Raw genomic sequence first — 15,721 nt, forward strand, 5'->3', positions numbered from 1 at the left:
GCCCCGTCACTCGCGCCATTCTTTTTCCTCCTCCTTGCCTCCGTCGTCGCGCTCCGGGTTCACGCCGGTTCGCCGCATGCGTCCGTTGCGGGGAGATGGCGTTTTTTATCGCGCGCTGATCCTGCAGCGGTTGCGGACCTCTGCCCATTGTTTGTCGTCGTGTCGCTGGCGGGGCTCTGCTCGTTCTGCTGCGTTGCAGCATGAGGCGCTCGGGGCTTCACCCAACTGATGCGGTGGAAAGGGGGGGGCTCGTGTCCGATGGTTGCCTGCGTCGAGCGCACGGCGGGGGTGCGTCCACCCGTCGTTGCGCGCTGTCCTGCACGCGTGCTGCGCAGGGCCGTGCCGGTTGGGTGTCGCACGGCGACGCCGATTGTCGGTCGTATCGGGTGGGTGCCTCAGCTTAACATGCGTTCGGCTCAGCAGTCATTTTTCCGTGATGGTCGCTGTGTGTTGCGGGGGTGCGTCACGGTGCCGGGGACCCGGTGCCGGTTCAGTGCCAAGTCACGGAAATATGGCAGACTCTCGCATTTGAGGGTATGCTCATATAAATGCCGAGACCCTATTGCGTTCGGTTTGGCGCGGTCCTATCTCTGCTCTGGCGGGTGAGACAGCGCCGCGCTCTGCCGCGGGTGTCTCTCCGGTCCGGGCGGTCTTCTCGCCGGACTTTAACGTGATGTGAGAAATCATCTTTTCGGGCCTGTCTCATGCGGAAGGTCCCTTCTTTCGGCCTCTTCGAGCCGAGTCTGAATCAACAACGACCGGCCGCGGCACTTTGTGTCATTTTGGTGCTGGATGTGGCGCTCAAAGGTCTTGCGCCGGGATGCGGCCTGCGCTAGTCACGGCTTGTTGCAATGCACGTTCGCTTGCCGCGCATTCGCTCACGTGCCGCCCCGGGCACCGCTTGGCAAGCAGGGATCGAATACCATGACTGAACTTCTCAGTTCCTATGTCCCGATCGCGATTTTCATCGGAATCTCCCTCGTGATCGGCCTGGCGCTTCTGATTGCGCCGTTCGCCGTTGCCTACAAGGCGCCCGATTCGGAAAAGCTCTCGGCATACGAGTGCGGCTTTAACGCCTTCGACGACGCGCGCATGAAGTTCGACATTCGCTTCTACCTGGTGTCGATCCTCTTCATCATCTTCGACCTCGAAGTCGCCTTCCTGTTCCCCTGGGCCGTGTCCTTCGGCGCGATCGGCTGGTTCGGCTTCTGGTCCATGATGGTGTTCCTCGGCGTTCTCACCATCGGCTTCATCTATGAATGGAAGAAAGGAGCACTCGAATGGGAGTGATCGATCCTTCGTCCACCCTCGTTGCGCCGCAGCCCAAGGGGATCATCGATCCCAACACGGGCAAGCCCATCGGCAGCGACGACGCTTTCTTCGGCGAGATCAACAATGAGCTCGCCGACAAGGGGTTTCTGGTGACCTCAACCGATGAGCTCATCAACTGGGCGCGCACCGGCTCGCTGATGTGGATGACCTTTGGTCTCGCCTGCTGCGCCGTGGAAATGATGCAGCTGTCCATGCCGCGCTACGACGTCGAGCGCTTCGGCTTTGCGCCGCGCGCCAGCCCGCGCCAGTCCGACGTGATGATCGTGGCCGGCACGCTGACCAACAAGATGGCGCCGGCGCTGCGCAAGGTCTATGACCAGATGCCCGAGCCGCGCTACGTCATCTCCATGGGCTCCTGCGCCAATGGCGGCGGCTATTATCACTATTCCTACTCGGTGGTCCGCGGCTGCGACCGCGTCGTACCTGTCGATATCTACGTTCCGGGCTGTCCCCCCACGGCAGAGGCCCTGCTGTACGGGGTCCTTCTGCTGCAGAAGAAGATCCGCCGGACCGGTACGATCGAGCGCTGAGGGCGAGGACCTGACATGAATGAAGCCCTGAACGAATTTGCCGCCTACCTGGCCGAGGCACGGCCGGGTCTGTTTGTCGAAGCCAAGGTGGCCTTCGGCGAGCTGACGCTGACGGTGGAAGCCGACAAGCTGCTTTCGCTCGTCACCTTCCTGCGCGACGACGTGCAGTCCGGTTTCGTCAACCTGATCGATGTCTGTGGTGTCGACTGGCCCAAGCGCGAGCGTCGCTTCGACGTGGTCTATCACCTGATGTCGCCACGTCAGAACATGCGCATCCGCCTGAAGGTGGAAACCGCCGAGGACGTGCCGGTTCCCTCGCTCACGGGCATCTTCCCGGGCGCCGACTGGTTCGAGCGTGAAGCCTGGGACCTCTACGGCATCCTCTTCACCGGCCATCCGGACCTGCGCCGCATCCTGACGGATTACGGCTTCGAAGGTCATCCGCTCCGCAAGGATTTCCCGACCACCGGTTTCGTCGAGGTTCGCTACGACGACAGCGCCAAGCGCGTCGTCTACGAGCCCGTTGAACTGCGCCAGGAGTTCCGCAGCTTCGATTTCCTGAGCCCCTGGGAAGGCACGGACTATGTGCTGCCGGGGGATGAGAAGGCCAAGGCTTGATTGGGTTTTAGGGCGAATAGCGAGTAGCGAATAGCGAATAGTTGTCGCCACAACGAAAGGATTAGGCAGACGATCAGCTCTTACAAGGATCTCAAGGTGTGGCAGCAAGCCATTGATCTGGCGGTTGAATGCTACCGCTGCACCGAGAGCTTTCCAAAGAGCGAGGCTTGCGGACTGACAGCCCAGATACGACGTGCGGCGGCATCGGTCGCCGCCAATATCGCGGAAGGGCATGGTCGGGAAAATACCGGAAGCTTCGTGCAGTTTCTGAGGATTGCTCAAGGGTCGCTGAAGGAGTTGGAAACGCACATGATCATTGCGCGGAGGGTCGATATTCTCCCGCAGCAGCCGTTTCAAAGCTTGATGGAGCAATGCGATGAAATCGGCCGGATGATGCGTGCGCTGATCAGAAGCCTGCAGGAGAAGACATGAGCGGTATAGACCTACTATTCGCTATTCGCTATTCGCTAATCACCAGCGCGGAGCGCGCCAATGACTGAACATAACGTCCGCAATTTCAACATCAACTTCGGGCCGCAGCATCCTGCGGCTCACGGCGTGTTGCGGCTTGTTCTTGAGCTGGACGGCGAGATCGTCGAGCGCGTGGACCCGCATATCGGGCTTCTGCATCGCGGCACCGAGAAGCTGATCGAGAGCAAGACCTATCTGCAGGCTCTGCCCTATTTCGACCGGCTCGATTACGTCGCGCCGATGAACCAGGAGCACGCCTACTGTCTGGCGGTCGAAAAGCTGCTCGGCATCACGGTTCCGATCCGTGGCCAGCTGATCCGCGTTCTCTATTCGGAAATCGGCCGCATCCTCTCGCATCTGCTGAACGTCACCACGCAGGCCATGGACGTCGGCGCGCTGACGCCGCCGCTCTGGGGCTTCGAGGAGCGCGAGAAGCTGATGGTGTTTTATGAGCGCGCCTCCGGCTCGCGCATGCACGCTGCCTATTTCCGTCCGGGCGGCGTCCATCAGGACCTGCCGGTCGAGCTGGTGGAAGATATCGGCAAGTGGTGCGATGCCTTCCCGAACGCGCTCGATGACATCGATGCGCTAATCACTGACAACCGTATCTTCAAGCAGCGCAACGTCGATATCGGCGTGGTGAAGCTGGAAGATGCCTGGGCCTGGGGCTTTTCGGGCGTGATGGTGCGCGGTTCGGGCGCCAAGTGGGACCTGCGCAAGTCGCAGCCCTACGAGTGCTATGCGGATCTCGATTTCGACATCATGATCGGCAAGAACGGCGACTGCTACGATCGCTACCTGATCCGCATGTTCGAGATGCGCGAAGCGGTGAAGATCATGAAGCAGTGCGTCAATCGCCTGCTGTCCGACGCCAAGACCGGTCCGGTGTCGTCGATCGACGGCAAGATCGTTCCGCCGAAGCGCGGCGAGATGAAGCGGTCGATGGAAGCGCTGATCCATCACTTCAAGCTCTACACCGAAGGCTTCCACGTGCCGGAAGGCGAGGTCTACGCCGCCGTCGAGGCGCCGAAGGGCGAATTCGGCGTCTATCTCGTCGGCGACGGCACCAACAAGCCGTATCGCTGCAAGATCCGCGCCCCGGGTTATGCGCATCTGCAGGCCATGGATTTCCTGTGCCGCGGCCACCAGCTGGCGGACGTCTCGGCCATCCTCGGCTCGATCGATATCGTGTTCGGAGAGGTGGACCGCTGATGGGCCGAACGCTCCTCCTTCTTGGCGGTCTGCTCGTTTCGGGTCCTGCGCTGGCGCAGACCTCCGAGCCGAGTACGCAAGGCGGTGGAGCATCGGAGACCATGGCGCATCTGCTCTCCAGGGAGTATGAAATCAAGGCGGCCGTGCCCAATGGAACGAAGCTCATCGTTTTCCTGCAGAAGGGCACGTCAGCTTATGCCTGTGAATTCGTGAGTGTCACGAAGACGCGGTGCGGATCTGTCAATTGATAAGGCGTGAGAAAGAATGTCCGTTCGTCGACTAGCCGAAGATCAGTTCCAGCCGGCAGCCTTTGCCTTCACTGCGGATAACGCCGCATGGGCGGAGGCGACGATCCGGAAATATCCCGAGGGTCGCCAGCAATCGGCGGTCATCCCTCTGCTCATGCGTGCGCAGGAGCAGGATGGGTGGGTCACCCGCGCGGCGATCGAGTTCATCGCGCAGAAGCTCGCGATGCCCTATATCCGCGTGCTGGAGGTGGCGACCTTCTACACCCAGTTCCAGCTGAAGCCGATCGGCACGAAGGCCCATATCCAGGTCTGCGGCACAACGCCCTGCATGCTGCGTGGTTCCGAGGCGCTGATGGATGTCTGCAAGCGCAAGATCCATCACGAGCCCCTGGAGCGCAACGAAAGCGGCACGCTGTCATGGGAAGAGGTCGAATGTCAGGGCGCCTGCGTCAACGCGCCGATGGTGATCATCTTCAAGGATGCCTATGAGGACCTGACGCCCGAGCGTCTGGAAGAGATCATCGACGCGTTCGAGGCAGGCAAGGGCGCAGAGGTCAAGACCGGCCCGCAGATCGACCGCCACACCTCGGCGCCGGAAGGTGGCCCGGTGACGCTGCTCGACGACATCAAGCCTGTGCGCACCAATCTGGATCCGAAGCCGGCCGAAGAGGCCGTGTCGGTTCCGCCCGGCGATGCCGCGCGCCCGAAGGATACCGCCGCAGAGACGAACCCGGCCGTGAAGACGCCGGCGACGGCACCGGCGGCGGCGGAAGCCAATGCCAAGGCCGCCGAGACCAACGACGGCACGAAGAAGTAAGCAGATCCGGGGAAGGGGCGGGACGCCTTCTTCCCCCGGGCCGCACCCGGCAGACCGGGCGCATCACGCATTTGACAAGCCGGCCGGAAGTGGCCGCGGACTGGTGGAATAGATCATGTTGAAAGATCAGGATCGCATCTTTACCAACATCTACGGCCTCAAGGACAAGTCGCTGAAGGGCGCGATGAGCCGTGGCCACTGGGACGGCACCAAAGAGATCATCGAAAAGGGCCGCGACTGGATCATCAACGAGATGAAGGCATCCGGTCTGCGCGGTCGCGGCGGCGCCGGCTTCCCCACGGGCCTCAAGTGGTCCTTCATGCCGAAGGAATCGGATGGCCGTCCGCATTACCTCGTCGTCAATGCCGACGAGTCGGAGCCCGGCACCTGCAAGGACCGCGAGATCATGCGCCACGATCCGCATACGCTGATCGAAGGCTGCGTGATCGCCGGTTTCGCCATGGGCGCCCACACCGCCTATATCTACGTGCGCGGCGAATACATGCGCGAGCGCGAGGCGCTGCAGGCGGCAATCGACGAATGCTATGACGCGGGCCTGCTCGGCCGCAACGCCAAGACCGGCTGGGATTTCGACGTCTACGTCCATCACGGCGCCGGCGCCTATATCTGCGGCGAGGAAACCGCGCTGCTCGAAAGCCTCGAAGGCAAGAAGGGCCAGCCGCGCCTCAAGCCGCCGTTCCCGGCAAATATGGGTCTCTACGGCTGCCCGACCACGGTCAACAACGTCGAATCGATTGCGGTTGCCCCGACCATCCTGCGTCGCGGCGCCTCCTGGTTCTCCTCCTTCGGTCGTCCGAACAATGTCGGCACCAAGCTGTTCATGGTTTCCGGTCACGTCAACAAGCCCTGCACCTTCGAGGAGCAGATGGGCCTGACGTTCCGCGAGATCATCGAGCATCACTGCGGCGGCATCCGCGGCGGCTGGGACAATCTGCTTGCCGTCATCCCCGGCGGCGCTTCCTGTCCGGTCGTCAAGGGCGAGGACATGAAGGATGCGATCATGGACTTCGACGGCATGCGCGACGTGAAGTCGTCGTTCGGCACCGGCGGCATGATCGTGATGGACAAGTCGACCGACATCATCAAGGCGATCTGGCGCATTGCCGCCTTCTTCAAGCACGAGAGCTGCGGCCAGTGCACGCCCTGCCGCGAAGGCACCGGCTGGATGATGCGCGTTCTCGAGCGCATGGTGCAGGGCAAGGCGCAGAAGCGCGAAATCGACATGCTGTTCCAGGTCTCCAAGCAGATCGAGGGGCACACGATCTGCGCGCTGGGTGATGCGGCTGCCTGGCCGATCCAGGGCCTGATCCGCAACTTCCGCCCGGAAATCGAAGCGCGCATCGACCAGTACACGGCCAATGCGACCAGGGACGGCGCTGTTCTGGTGGCTGCGGAGTAAGCACGAATGGCGGACGGGACAAACGGCAAGGATCGGGAAAAGCAGGGGCCGGCGTCGTCGCTCGGCTTCACGCTGCCCTTTGCCGATGAAGTTCCCGCAGGCACTTTGGCCAATCCGGTCGCAGTGATGGCTGCTGCAACGGCGGCCAGTGTCGCGATCGGCACACAGTTCGCCACCGCCTTTCTCGGCCTGATGCAGGCCTCGATGGAGGCGGTTGGGCGGGCCGACGCAAGGGATACGGCGCCGCAGCCGGCCGAGCCGAAGGGGGCGGAAGTCAAGGATGCCGAAGCCAGGAGCGCGGTTCCTGAGGTGAAGACCGAATCGGCCCCGGCTGCCACGGTCGTGGCCGCAGCCGAAGCGCCGGTCGTGACGCCGAAGGCCGCCACGCCCAAGCCGGTCCGCAAGGCGGCCGAGCCTGCCGAGAAGGCGACGGCCAAGGCCGCGACCAGGCGCAGCAAGGTTGCACCCTCGGTGGCGGAGCCGGTGAAGGCGCCGGCTGCGAAGGCAAAGGCATCGAAGCCTGCCGCCCGCAAGGCGAAGGCGGATGACCTGAAGAAGATCTCGGGCATCGGCCCGAAGCTGGAAGACCTGCTGAACGGCATGGGTGTGGCGCATTATGCCGCCATCGCCGCTTGGACGGAGAAGGACGTGGAGCATTTCGACCGGGAGCTGGGGCTCGACGGCCGCATTGCCAAGGATGATTGGATCGCGCAGGCCAAGGCGCTGCTGCGGTGACGGAATGTGTCGCCGGCTTCTCTTCGCAAGAGGGCAGGGGACTGGAAACAGGACGTAAGTGACGATGGTTAAGCTCAAGGTTGACGGCAAAGAGATCGAGGTTCCGGATCACTTCACGCTGTTGCAGGCGTGCGAGGAAGCTGGTGCCGAAGTTCCGCGCTTCTGTTTCCATGAACGCCTGTCGGTGGCCGGAAACTGCCGCATGTGTCTGATCGAGGTGAAGGGCGGCCCGCCGAAGCCGGCGGCCTCCTGCGCCATGGGCGTGCGCGACATCCGCGGTGGCCCGAACGGCGAGCTGCCGGAAGTGTTCACCAACACGCCGATGGTCAAGAAGGCCCGCGAAGGCGTGATGGAATTCCTGCTGATCAACCACCCGCTGGATTGCCCGATCTGCGACCAGGGCGGCGAGTGCGACCTGCAGGACCAGGCCATGGCGTTTGGCATGGACGCCTCCCGTTACACGGAAAACAAGCGCGCCGTCGAAGACAAGTATATCGGCCCGCTCGTCAAGACGGTGATGAACCGCTGCATCCACTGCACGCGCTGCGTCCGCTTCACGACGGAAGTGGGCGGCATTTCCGAACTGGGCCTGATCGGCCGCGGCGAGGATGCCGAGATCACCACCTATCTCGAACAGGCGATGACGTCGGAACTGCAGGGCAACGTGATCGACCTCTGCCCGGTCGGCGCGCTGACCTCCAAGCCCTTTGCCTTCACCGCCCGTCCGTGGGAACTCGGAAAGACCGAATCGATCGACGTGATGGATGCCGTGGGTTCGGCGATCCGCGTCGATACGCGGGGCCGCGAAGTCATGCGCATCATGCCGCGCGTCAACGAGGCCGTGAACGAGGAGTGGATCTCCGACAAGACCCGCTTCATCTGGGATGGCCTGAAGACTCAGCGTCTGGATCGCCCCTATGTGCGCCGCGACGGCCGCCTGCAGCCGGCAAGCTGGGGTGAAGCCTTTGCCGCGATCAAGACCGCCGTTGCCGCCACCAAGGGCGACAAGATCGGCGCGATTGCCGGCGACATGGCTTCCGTCGAGGAAATGTATGCGCTGAAGGAACTGCTGACCGCGCTCGGTTCGCAGAACCTGGACTGCCGCCAGGATGGCGCGAAGTTCGATCCCTCCCTCGGTCGCGCCAGCTACATCCTGAATTCCACCATCCAGGGCATCGAAGAGGCCGATGCGCTGCTGCTGATCGGCGCCATTCCGCGCTTTGAAGCCGCCGTGCTGAACGCCCGCATTCGCAAGCGGTGGCGCCGTGGCAACTTCCCGATCGGCGTGATCGGCGAAGCCGCCGAACTGCGCTATGCCTACGACTATCTCGGCGCCGGCACCGATACGCTGACCGATCTGGTCAATGGTTCGAACGGTTTCGTCGAAAAGCTCCGCAACGCCAAGAAGCCGCTGATCATCGTCGGTTCGGGTGCCGTCACCCGTGATGACGGGGCAAGCGTTCTCGCCGCAGCCGCCAACCTCGCCGTTTCCGTCGGCGCCGTTGCCGACGGGTGGAACGGCTTTGGCGTGCTGCACACCGCAGCCTCGCGCGTCGGCGGCCTCGATCTCGGCTTCGTGCCGGGCCCGAACGGTGCCAATGCCGCCACCATGCTGCGCGCCATGGACGTTCTGTTCCTGCTCGGCGCAGACGAAATGGAATTTGGCTCCAAGCACGCCAAGTTCACCGTCTATATCGGCAGCCACGGCGATGCCGGCGCCCACCATGCCGACGTCATCCTGCCGGGTGCGGCCTATACCGAGAAGTCGGGCACCTGGGTCAACCTGGAAGGCCGTGTCCAGATGGGCAACCGTGCCGGCTTTGCGCCGGGCGAAGCCCGCGAGGAATGGGCGATCCTGCGTGCACTCTCCGACGTGCTCGGCAAGAAGCTGCCCTTCGATTCGCTGTCGCAGCTGCGCGCCAGGCTTTATGCCGCCTATCCGCATTTCGCCGAGCTGGACGAAATCGCTGCCGGTGCAGCGGACGATATTGCAACGCTTGCCAAAAATCCGGTGAGCCTCGGAAAGTCCGGGTTTGCGTCCCCGATCAAAGACTTCTATCTGACGAACCCGATCGCACGCGCTTCGGCCGTGATGGCCGAGTGTTCGGCGCTGGCCCGCAACAATTTCAAGGCTGCGGCTGAGTAAAGGCTGATTTGACATGGACTCCTTTTTCTTGACCTATCTCTGGCCGGCGATCGTGATGATCGGTCAGTCCCTGTTGCTGCTGGTCTGCCTTCTGGTCTTCATTGCCTATATCCTGCTGGCCGACCGCAAGATCTGGGCTGCCGTGCAGCTGCGCCGCGGCCCGAACGTCGTCGGTCCCTGGGGTCTGTTCCAGTCCTTCGCCGACCTTCTGAAGTTCGTCTTCAAGGAGCCGATCATTCCGGCGGGCTCCAACAAGGGCGTGTTCCTGCTGGCGCCGCTCGTCTCGGTCACGCTGGCGCTCGCCACCTGGGCCGTCATCCCGGTCAACCAGAACTGGGTGATCGCCAACATCAATGTCGGCATCCTCTATGTGTTCGCCATCTCCTCGCTCGAGGTCTATGGCATCATCATGGGCGGCTGGGCTTCGAACTCGAAATATCCATTCCTCGGCGCCCTGCGCTCGGCGGCACAGATGGTGTCCTATGAAGTTTCCATGGGCCTCATCATCGTCACCGTGCTTTTGACGGTCGGCTCGCTGAACCTCACGGATATCGTCGCTGGCCAGAACCATGGCATCGGCACCATGATCGGCCTGCCGAGTTCCTTCCTCGACTGGAACTGGCTCGTCCTCTTCCCGGCCATGGTGATCTTCTTCATCTCGGCGCTGGCAGAAACCAACCGTCCGCCCTTCGATCTTCCGGAAGCGGAATCGGAACTGGTCGCCGGCTTCATGGTGGAATACGGCTCCACCCCGTACATGATGTTCATGCTCGGCGAGTATGCTGCCATCGTCCTGATGTGCGCGCTCACCACCATCCTGTTCCTCGGTGGCTGGCTGCCGCCGCTCGATATCGCGGTTCTCAACTGGGTTCCGGGCATCATCTGGTTCATCCTGAAGGGCATGTTTGTCTTCTTCATGTTCGCCATGGTGAAGGCCTTCGTTCCGCGCTACCGCTATGACCAGCTGATGCGGCTGGGCTGGAAGGTTTTCCTGCCGATGTCGCTCGTCCTGGTCATCGTCACTGCATTCGTTGTCAAGCTGACGGCCGGCGCCTGATCGGCGCCGCCACCCGGCTTCACCTGGAGAATAACAATGGCAAGTCTGGCACAGTCCGTCAGTTCGCTGTTCCTGAAGGAGTTCGTCTCGGCTTTCTTCCTGTCGATGCGCTACTTCTTCAAGCAGAAGGCCACGATCAACTATCCCTTCGAAAAGGGTCCGGTCAGCCCGCGCTTCCGTGGCGAACATGCGCTGCGACGCTACCCGAACGGGGAGGAGCGCTGCATTGCCTGCAAGCTGTGCGAAGCCATCTGTCCTGCCCAGGCCATCACCATCGAGGCCGGCCCGCGCCGCAATGACGGCACCCGCCGCACGGTGCGCTACGACATCGACATGGTGAAGTGCATCTATTGCGGCTTCTGCCAGGAAGCATGCCCGGTCGATGCCATCGTGGAAGGCCCGAACTTCGAGTTCTCCACGGAGACCCGCGAGGAGCTTTACTTCGACAAGCAGCGCCTGCTCGACAATGGCGACCGCTGGGAACGCGAAATCGCGCGCAACATCGCCATCGACGCGCCGTACCGCTGATCGAAAGACACTGCCGGCACCGCCCTGGTGCCGGATCGACCACAAGCATGACACCTGGCCGGTGAAACCGACCGCCGGGTTTTGACGGTGAGGGGCAGGGCCCCGCCGGGGAAGACGAAAAGGCACCACTATGGGTTTGCAGGCTGTTTTCTTCTATTTGTTCGCCTTCGTCGCGGTGGCGTCTGCGTTCATGGTCATCTCGGCCAGGAACCCGGTGCACTCGGTTCTGTTCCTGATCCTGGTGTTCTTCAACGCGGCGGGCATGTTCCTGCTGACCGGGGCTGAATTCCTCGCGATGATCCTGCTCGTCGTCTATATCGGCGCCGTGGCGGTTCTCTTCCTCTTCGTCGTGATGATGCTCGACATCGATTTCGCCGAACTGCGCTCCGGCTTCATGCAGAATGCGCCGATGGGGGCGCTGGTCGGTCTGATCCTCGCCGCAGAGCTGATCGTCGTCATCGGCGGCAGCGTGATCACGCCGCAGGCCGCGCAGTCGATCACCACGCCGATCCCGTCGCCTGCGACCCGCACCAACACGGCGGCGCTCGGCGATCTGCTCTATACGAATTACGTCTACTTCTTCCAGGTGGCAGGTCTCGTCCTCCTCGTGGCCATGATCGGCGCGATCGTGCTGACGCTGCGTCACCGGCAGAACATCAAGCGCCAGGACATTTCCAGGCAGGTCGCCCGCACGCCGGCAACGGCTGTCGAGGTGGTCAAGGTCAAGCCCGGTCAGGGCATCTGAGCGCGATCAAGGAACAGCGAATATGGAAATCGGACTTTCTCATTACCTGACCGTCAGCGCCATTCTTTTCACCCTCGGCGTATTCGGCATCTTCCTGAACCGGAAGAACGTCATCATCATCCTGATGTCGATCGAGCTTATCCTGCTGTCGGTCAACCTGAACATGGTGGCGTTCTCGCACTTCTTGAATGACATCGTCGGTCAGGTCTTTGCGCTGTTCATCCTCACCGTCGCGGCGGCGGAAGCCGCGATCGGTCTTGCAATTCTGGTGGTCTTCTACCGCAACCGCGGCTCCATCGCGGTCGAAGACATCAACATGATGAAGGGCTGATCAGGTCATGATCTACAAGGCTATCGTCTTTCTTCCCCTGATCGGCTTCCTGATCGCCGGCCTGTTTGGTCGTTCGATCGGGGCCAAGGCATCCGAATACGTCACCACGGGCCTGATGGTCGTCGCGGCCGTCCTGTCCTGGGTGGTCTTCTTCAACGTGGCGCTCGGCCACGCCGAAGGTCATGAAGTGATCAAGGTCAGCGTGCTGCGCTGGGTCCAGTCCGGCGGCCTCGATTTCGAATGGGCCTTCCGCATCGACACGCTCACCTCGGTGATGTTCGTCGTGGTGAACTCGGTCTCCTGCCTCGTTCACCTCTATTCGATCGGCTACATGCATCACGACCCGCATCGGCCGCGCTTCTTCGCCTATCTGTCGTTGTTCACCTTCGCCATGCTGATGCTGGTGACCTCCGACAACCTGGCGCAGATGTTCTTCGGCTGGGAAGGGGTGGGTCTTGCCTCCTACCTGCTGATCGGCTTCTGGTTCAAGAAGCCGTCTGCCTCGGCGGCCGCGATGAAGGCCTTCATCGTCAACCGCGTCGGCGACTTCGGCTTCGTGCTCGGCATTTCCGGCGTCTTCGTCCTGTTCGGCTCGATCAACTTCGACACCATCTTCGCTACTGCCCAGACCTATCTGCCGGCGGAGGGCGCTGCCGATGCGCATCAGGCTGTGATCAACCTGTTCGGCCTGCATCTCGACAAGGCGCATGCGATCACCGGCGTCTGCCTGCTCTTGTTCATGGGCGCCATGGGTAAGTCGGCACAGTTCCTGCTGCACACCTGGCTGCCGGATGCCATGGAAGGCCCGACCCCGGTTTCGGCCCTCATTCACGCCGCAACCATGGTCACCGCCGGCGTCTTTCTCGTTGCCCGCATGTCGCCGCTCTTCGAACTGTCGCCGGATGCGCTGACCTTCGTGACGATCATCGGTGCCATCACCGCCTTCTTCGCCGCGACCGTCGGTCTGGTGCAGAACGACATCAAGCGCGTGATTGCCTATTCGACCTGCTCGCAGCTCGGCTACATGTTCGTGGCGCTCGGCGTCGGCGCCTATGGCGCGGCCGTCTTCCACCTCTTCACGCACGCCTTCTTCAAGGCGCTCCTGTTCCTTGGCGCCGGCTCGGTCATCCATGCCGTCGATGGCGAGCAGGACATGCGCTACATGGGCGGCCTTCGCAAGCACATCCCCTATACCTTCTGGGCGATGACGATCGGCAACCTGGCGCTGACCGGCGTCGGTATTCCCGGCACCATGTTCGGCTTTGCCGGCTTCTTCTCCAAGGACGTGATCATCGAGTCGGCCTATGCCTCGCACTCGGCGGTTTCGGGCTTCGCCTTCACCCTGCTGGTCGTTGCGGCTCTCTTCACGAGCTTCTACTCCTGGCGTCTCGCCTTCCTCACCTTCTTCGGCAAGCCGCGGGCCTCGTCGGATGTCATGCATCACGTGCATGAATCGCCGATGGTGATGCTGCTGCCGCTCGCCTTCCTGACTGTCGGCGCCGTGTTTGCCGGTGTCGTCTTCGAAGGCCATTTCTTCGGCGAGGAGTATCAGGAGTTCTGGAAGGGCGCGCTCTTCACCTCCGAGCACAACGAGATCCTGCACGAATTCCATCACGTGCCGCTGCTCGTGAAGTGGAGCCCGTTCATCGCCATGATCACCGGTCTGGTGACGGCCTGGTACATGTACATCAAGTCGCCGTCGACGCCGAAGCGTCTCGCCGAAAACCACCGGGTTCTCTACCAGTTCCTGCTCAACAAGTGGTATTTCGACGAGCTCTACGACTTCCTCTTCGTCCGCTCCGCCAAGGCACTTGGCCGGTTCCTGTGGAAGAAGGGTGACGTCGCCGTCATCGACGCCTATGGCCCGAACGGCATTGCCGCCCGCGTCTCGGACATCACGCGCGGTGTCGTGCGCCTGCAGTCCGGCTACCTCTATCACTATGCGTTTGCGATGCTGATCGGCATCGCAGCCCTCGTCACCTGGATGATGCTCGGGAGTTCCTTCTGATGACCGATTGGCCGATTCTTTCCACGGTCACCTTCCTGCCGCTGGTCGGTGTTGTTCTTCTGCTGCTCACGCGGGAGGACGGCCCCTTCGGCCGCCGGAATATCCTGAACGTGTCGCTGCTGACGACGGTCTTCACCTTCGTGGTGTCGCTGTTCATCTGGATCGGGTTCGACAATGCGAATCCCGGCTTCCAGATGGTGGAAAAGCATGAATGGATGAACACCGGCATCGCCTATCACCTGGGCGTCGACGGCATCTCCATGCTCTTCGTGATCCTGACGACCTTCCTGATGCCCTTCTGCGTGCTCGCCAGCTGGGATTCGGTCGAGAAGCGCCTGAAGGAATACATGATCGCCTTCCTGCTCCTGGAAGTCGTCATGATCGGTGTCTTCGTCTCGCTCGACATCGTTCTCTTCTACGTCTTCTTCGAAGCCACGCTCGTGCCGATGTTCATCATCATCGGCGTCTGGGGCGGCAAGGATCGCGTCTACGCCTCCTACAAGTTCTTCCTCTACACGCTGCTTGGCTCTGTGCTGATGATGGTCGCCATCATGGCCATGTACTGGCAGGCCGGCACGACGGATATCACGGCGCTGCTGAAATACGGCTTCCCGGCCGGTCTTCAGACCTGGCTGTGGCTTGCCTTCTTCGCCTCCTTCGCGGTCAAGATGCCGATGTGGCCGGTCCACACCTGGCTTCCGGATGCGCACGTGCAGGCGCCGACGGCGGGCTCGGTCATCCTGGCCGGCGTCATGCTGAAGCTCGGCGGCTACGGGTTCATCCGCTTCTCGCTTGCGATGTTCCCGCTCGCCTCGGATTACTTCGCGCCCTTCGTCTTCACCCTGTCGGTGCTCGCCATCATCTACACCTCGCTGGTCGCGATGATGCAGGACGACATCAAGAAGCTGATCGCCTATTCCTCCGTCGCCCACATGGGTTACGTCACCATGGGCATCTTCGCCGCCAACCAGCAGGGCGTGCAGGGCGCAATCTTCCAGATGCTGTCGCATGGCATCGTTTCGGGCGCGCTCTTCCTCTGCGTCGGCGTGATCTACGACCGTCTCCACACCCGCGAGATCGCGGCCTATGGCGGCCTCGTCAACAACATGCCGAAATATGCCGTGGCCTTCATGATCTTCACCATGGCCAATGTCGGTCTGCCCGGCACCTCCGGCTTCATCGGCGAGTTCCTGACGATCATCGGCGTGTTCCGCGTCAACACCTGGGTGGCCCTGTTTGCCGCCACGGGCGTGATCCTCTCGGCATCTTATGCGCTCTGGCTTTATCGCCGGGTCATCTTCGGTGCGCTGGAAAAGGAAAGCCTGAAAAGCCTCCTCGACCTCAGCACCCGCGAGAAGATCGTGCTCTATCCGCTGGTCATCCTGACCATCTTCTTCGGCGTCTATCCGGCCCCGGTCTTCGATGCGACCGCCGCTTCCGTAGACTTGCTGGTCAATAACTACTCCGCTGCCCTTCAGGCAGCCGGGAAACTGGCACTCCTGGTGCACTGATACGGGACACGA

General features: G+C 62.0%; 15 protein-coding genes and 1 pseudogene. All 16 read left to right on the forward strand.

Annotated features, from left to right (window positions below; genetic code table 11):
- Positions 1-924: 924 nt before the first annotated feature.
- The 16 genes and pseudogenes from FNA46_RS00005 (at position 925) to FNA46_RS00080 (ending at position 15,709) form a co-directional block, all read left to right on the forward strand.
- The gene (locus tag FNA46_RS00005; RefSeq protein WP_142880286.1) at positions 925-1,290 is read left to right on the forward strand and encodes an NADH-quinone oxidoreductase subunit A; all 366 of its coding nucleotides are present in this window, start codon (positions 925-927) and stop codon (positions 1,288-1,290) included.
- Complete coding sequence (locus tag FNA46_RS00010; protein WP_142880287.1) at positions 1,281-1,862, forward strand: NuoB/complex I 20 kDa subunit family protein; 582 nt, start codon at positions 1,281-1,283, stop codon at positions 1,860-1,862. The genes FNA46_RS00005 and FNA46_RS00010 overlap by 10 nt, the downstream gene beginning before the upstream one ends.
- Positions 1,863-1,877: 15 nt before the next feature.
- Entirely contained in the window at positions 1,878-2,480 is a 603-nt protein-coding gene (locus FNA46_RS00015) for an NADH-quinone oxidoreductase subunit C (protein WP_142880288.1), read from the forward strand.
- Between the two features lie 96 nt (positions 2,481-2,576).
- Positions 2,577-2,912 (forward strand): four helix bundle protein, encoded by a 336-nt coding sequence (locus FNA46_RS00020; protein WP_246102726.1) that lies wholly within the window; start codon positions 2,577-2,579, stop codon positions 2,910-2,912.
- Positions 2,913-2,972: 60 nt separating this feature from the next.
- On the forward strand, positions 2,973-4,163 hold the full coding sequence (locus tag FNA46_RS00025) for an NADH-quinone oxidoreductase subunit D (RefSeq protein WP_142880290.1): 1,191 nt from the start codon (positions 2,973-2,975) through the stop codon (positions 4,161-4,163).
- Complete coding sequence (locus tag FNA46_RS00030; RefSeq protein WP_142880291.1) at positions 4,163-4,411, forward strand: hypothetical protein; 249 nt, start codon at positions 4,163-4,165, stop codon at positions 4,409-4,411. Before FNA46_RS00025 ends, FNA46_RS00030 begins: the two co-directional genes overlap by 1 nt.
- Before the next feature lie 16 nt (positions 4,412-4,427).
- Positions 4,428-5,204, forward strand: a pseudogene (gene nuoE / locus FNA46_RS00035) (NADH-quinone oxidoreductase subunit NuoE); the annotation flags it as partial.
- Positions 5,205-5,343: 139 nt separating this feature from the next.
- Positions 5,344-6,648 carry an NADH-quinone oxidoreductase subunit NuoF gene (nuoF, locus tag FNA46_RS00040; protein ID WP_142880293.1) on the forward strand — a complete coding sequence of 435 codons (1,305 nt, stop codon included), beginning with the start codon at positions 5,344-5,346 and terminating at the stop codon, positions 6,646-6,648.
- Positions 6,649-6,654: 6 nt separating this feature from the next.
- The gene (locus tag FNA46_RS00045; RefSeq protein ID WP_142880294.1) at positions 6,655-7,383 is read left to right on the forward strand and encodes a 5' DNA nuclease; all 729 of its coding nucleotides are present in this window, start codon (positions 6,655-6,657) and stop codon (positions 7,381-7,383) included.
- A 64-nt stretch (positions 7,384-7,447) separates the two neighbouring features.
- Complete coding sequence (gene nuoG / locus FNA46_RS00050; RefSeq protein ID WP_142880295.1) at positions 7,448-9,529, forward strand: NADH-quinone oxidoreductase subunit NuoG; 2,082 nt, start codon at positions 7,448-7,450, stop codon at positions 9,527-9,529.
- Between the two features lie 13 nt (positions 9,530-9,542).
- Positions 9,543-10,586: an NADH-quinone oxidoreductase subunit NuoH gene (gene nuoH, locus FNA46_RS00055; RefSeq protein WP_142880296.1), complete on the forward strand. Its 1,044-nt coding sequence runs from the start codon at positions 9,543-9,545 to the stop codon at positions 10,584-10,586.
- Between the two features lie 36 nt (positions 10,587-10,622).
- A complete protein-coding gene (gene nuoI, locus FNA46_RS00060; protein ID WP_142880297.1) occupies positions 10,623-11,114 on the forward strand; it encodes an NADH-quinone oxidoreductase subunit NuoI in 492 nt (163 codons plus the stop codon).
- A 130-nt stretch (positions 11,115-11,244) separates the two neighbouring features.
- The gene (locus FNA46_RS00065) at positions 11,245-11,859 is read left to right on the forward strand and encodes an NADH-quinone oxidoreductase subunit J (protein WP_142880298.1); all 615 of its coding nucleotides are present in this window, start codon (positions 11,245-11,247) and stop codon (positions 11,857-11,859) included.
- 22 nt (positions 11,860-11,881) lie between these two features.
- Complete coding sequence (nuoK, locus tag FNA46_RS00070) at positions 11,882-12,190, forward strand: NADH-quinone oxidoreductase subunit NuoK (RefSeq protein WP_142880299.1); 309 nt, start codon at positions 11,882-11,884, stop codon at positions 12,188-12,190.
- Between the two features lie 7 nt (positions 12,191-12,197).
- On the forward strand, positions 12,198-14,198 hold the full coding sequence (gene nuoL / locus FNA46_RS00075; protein ID WP_142880300.1) for an NADH-quinone oxidoreductase subunit L: 2,001 nt from the start codon (positions 12,198-12,200) through the stop codon (positions 14,196-14,198).
- Positions 14,198-15,709 (forward strand): NADH-quinone oxidoreductase subunit M, encoded by a 1,512-nt coding sequence (locus FNA46_RS00080; RefSeq protein WP_142880301.1) that lies wholly within the window; start codon positions 14,198-14,200, stop codon positions 15,707-15,709. The genes nuoL and FNA46_RS00080 overlap by 1 nt, the downstream gene beginning before the upstream one ends.
- Positions 15,710-15,721 lie beyond the last annotated feature (12 nt).

This window comes from Affinirhizobium straminoryzae (assembly GCF_007004135.1).
Taxonomy (GTDB): domain Bacteria; phylum Pseudomonadota; class Alphaproteobacteria; order Rhizobiales; family Rhizobiaceae; genus Neorhizobium; species Neorhizobium straminoryzae.

Excerpts from the sequence above, each read along its gene's own strand:
- FNA46_RS00005 (WP_142880286.1), top strand. The coding sequence starts at position 925 with ATGACTGAACTTCTCAGTTCCTATGTCCCGATCGCGATTTTCATCGGA.
- FNA46_RS00010 (WP_142880287.1), top strand. The coding sequence starts at position 1,281 with ATGGGAGTGATCGATCCTTCGTCCACCCTCGTTGCGCCGCAGCCCAAG.
- FNA46_RS00015 (WP_142880288.1), top strand. The coding sequence starts at position 1,878 with ATGAATGAAGCCCTGAACGAATTTGCCGCCTACCTGGCCGAGGCACGG.
- FNA46_RS00025 (WP_142880290.1), top strand. The coding sequence starts at position 2,973 with ATGACTGAACATAACGTCCGCAATTTCAACATCAACTTCGGGCCGCAG.
- FNA46_RS00030 (WP_142880291.1), top strand. The coding sequence starts at position 4,163 with ATGGGCCGAACGCTCCTCCTTCTTGGCGGTCTGCTCGTTTCGGGTCCT.
- nuoF (WP_142880293.1), top strand. The coding sequence starts at position 5,344 with ATGTTGAAAGATCAGGATCGCATCTTTACCAACATCTACGGCCTCAAG.
- FNA46_RS00045 (WP_142880294.1), top strand. The coding sequence starts at position 6,655 with ATGGCGGACGGGACAAACGGCAAGGATCGGGAAAAGCAGGGGCCGGCG.
- nuoG (WP_142880295.1), top strand. The coding sequence starts at position 7,448 with ATGGTTAAGCTCAAGGTTGACGGCAAAGAGATCGAGGTTCCGGATCAC.
- nuoH (WP_142880296.1), top strand. The coding sequence starts at position 9,543 with ATGGACTCCTTTTTCTTGACCTATCTCTGGCCGGCGATCGTGATGATC.
- nuoI (WP_142880297.1), top strand. The coding sequence starts at position 10,623 with ATGGCAAGTCTGGCACAGTCCGTCAGTTCGCTGTTCCTGAAGGAGTTC.
- FNA46_RS00065 (WP_142880298.1), top strand. The coding sequence starts at position 11,245 with ATGGGTTTGCAGGCTGTTTTCTTCTATTTGTTCGCCTTCGTCGCGGTG.
- nuoK (WP_142880299.1), top strand. The coding sequence starts at position 11,882 with ATGGAAATCGGACTTTCTCATTACCTGACCGTCAGCGCCATTCTTTTC.
- nuoL (WP_142880300.1), top strand. The coding sequence starts at position 12,198 with ATGATCTACAAGGCTATCGTCTTTCTTCCCCTGATCGGCTTCCTGATC.
- FNA46_RS00080 (WP_142880301.1), top strand. The coding sequence starts at position 14,198 with ATGACCGATTGGCCGATTCTTTCCACGGTCACCTTCCTGCCGCTGGTC.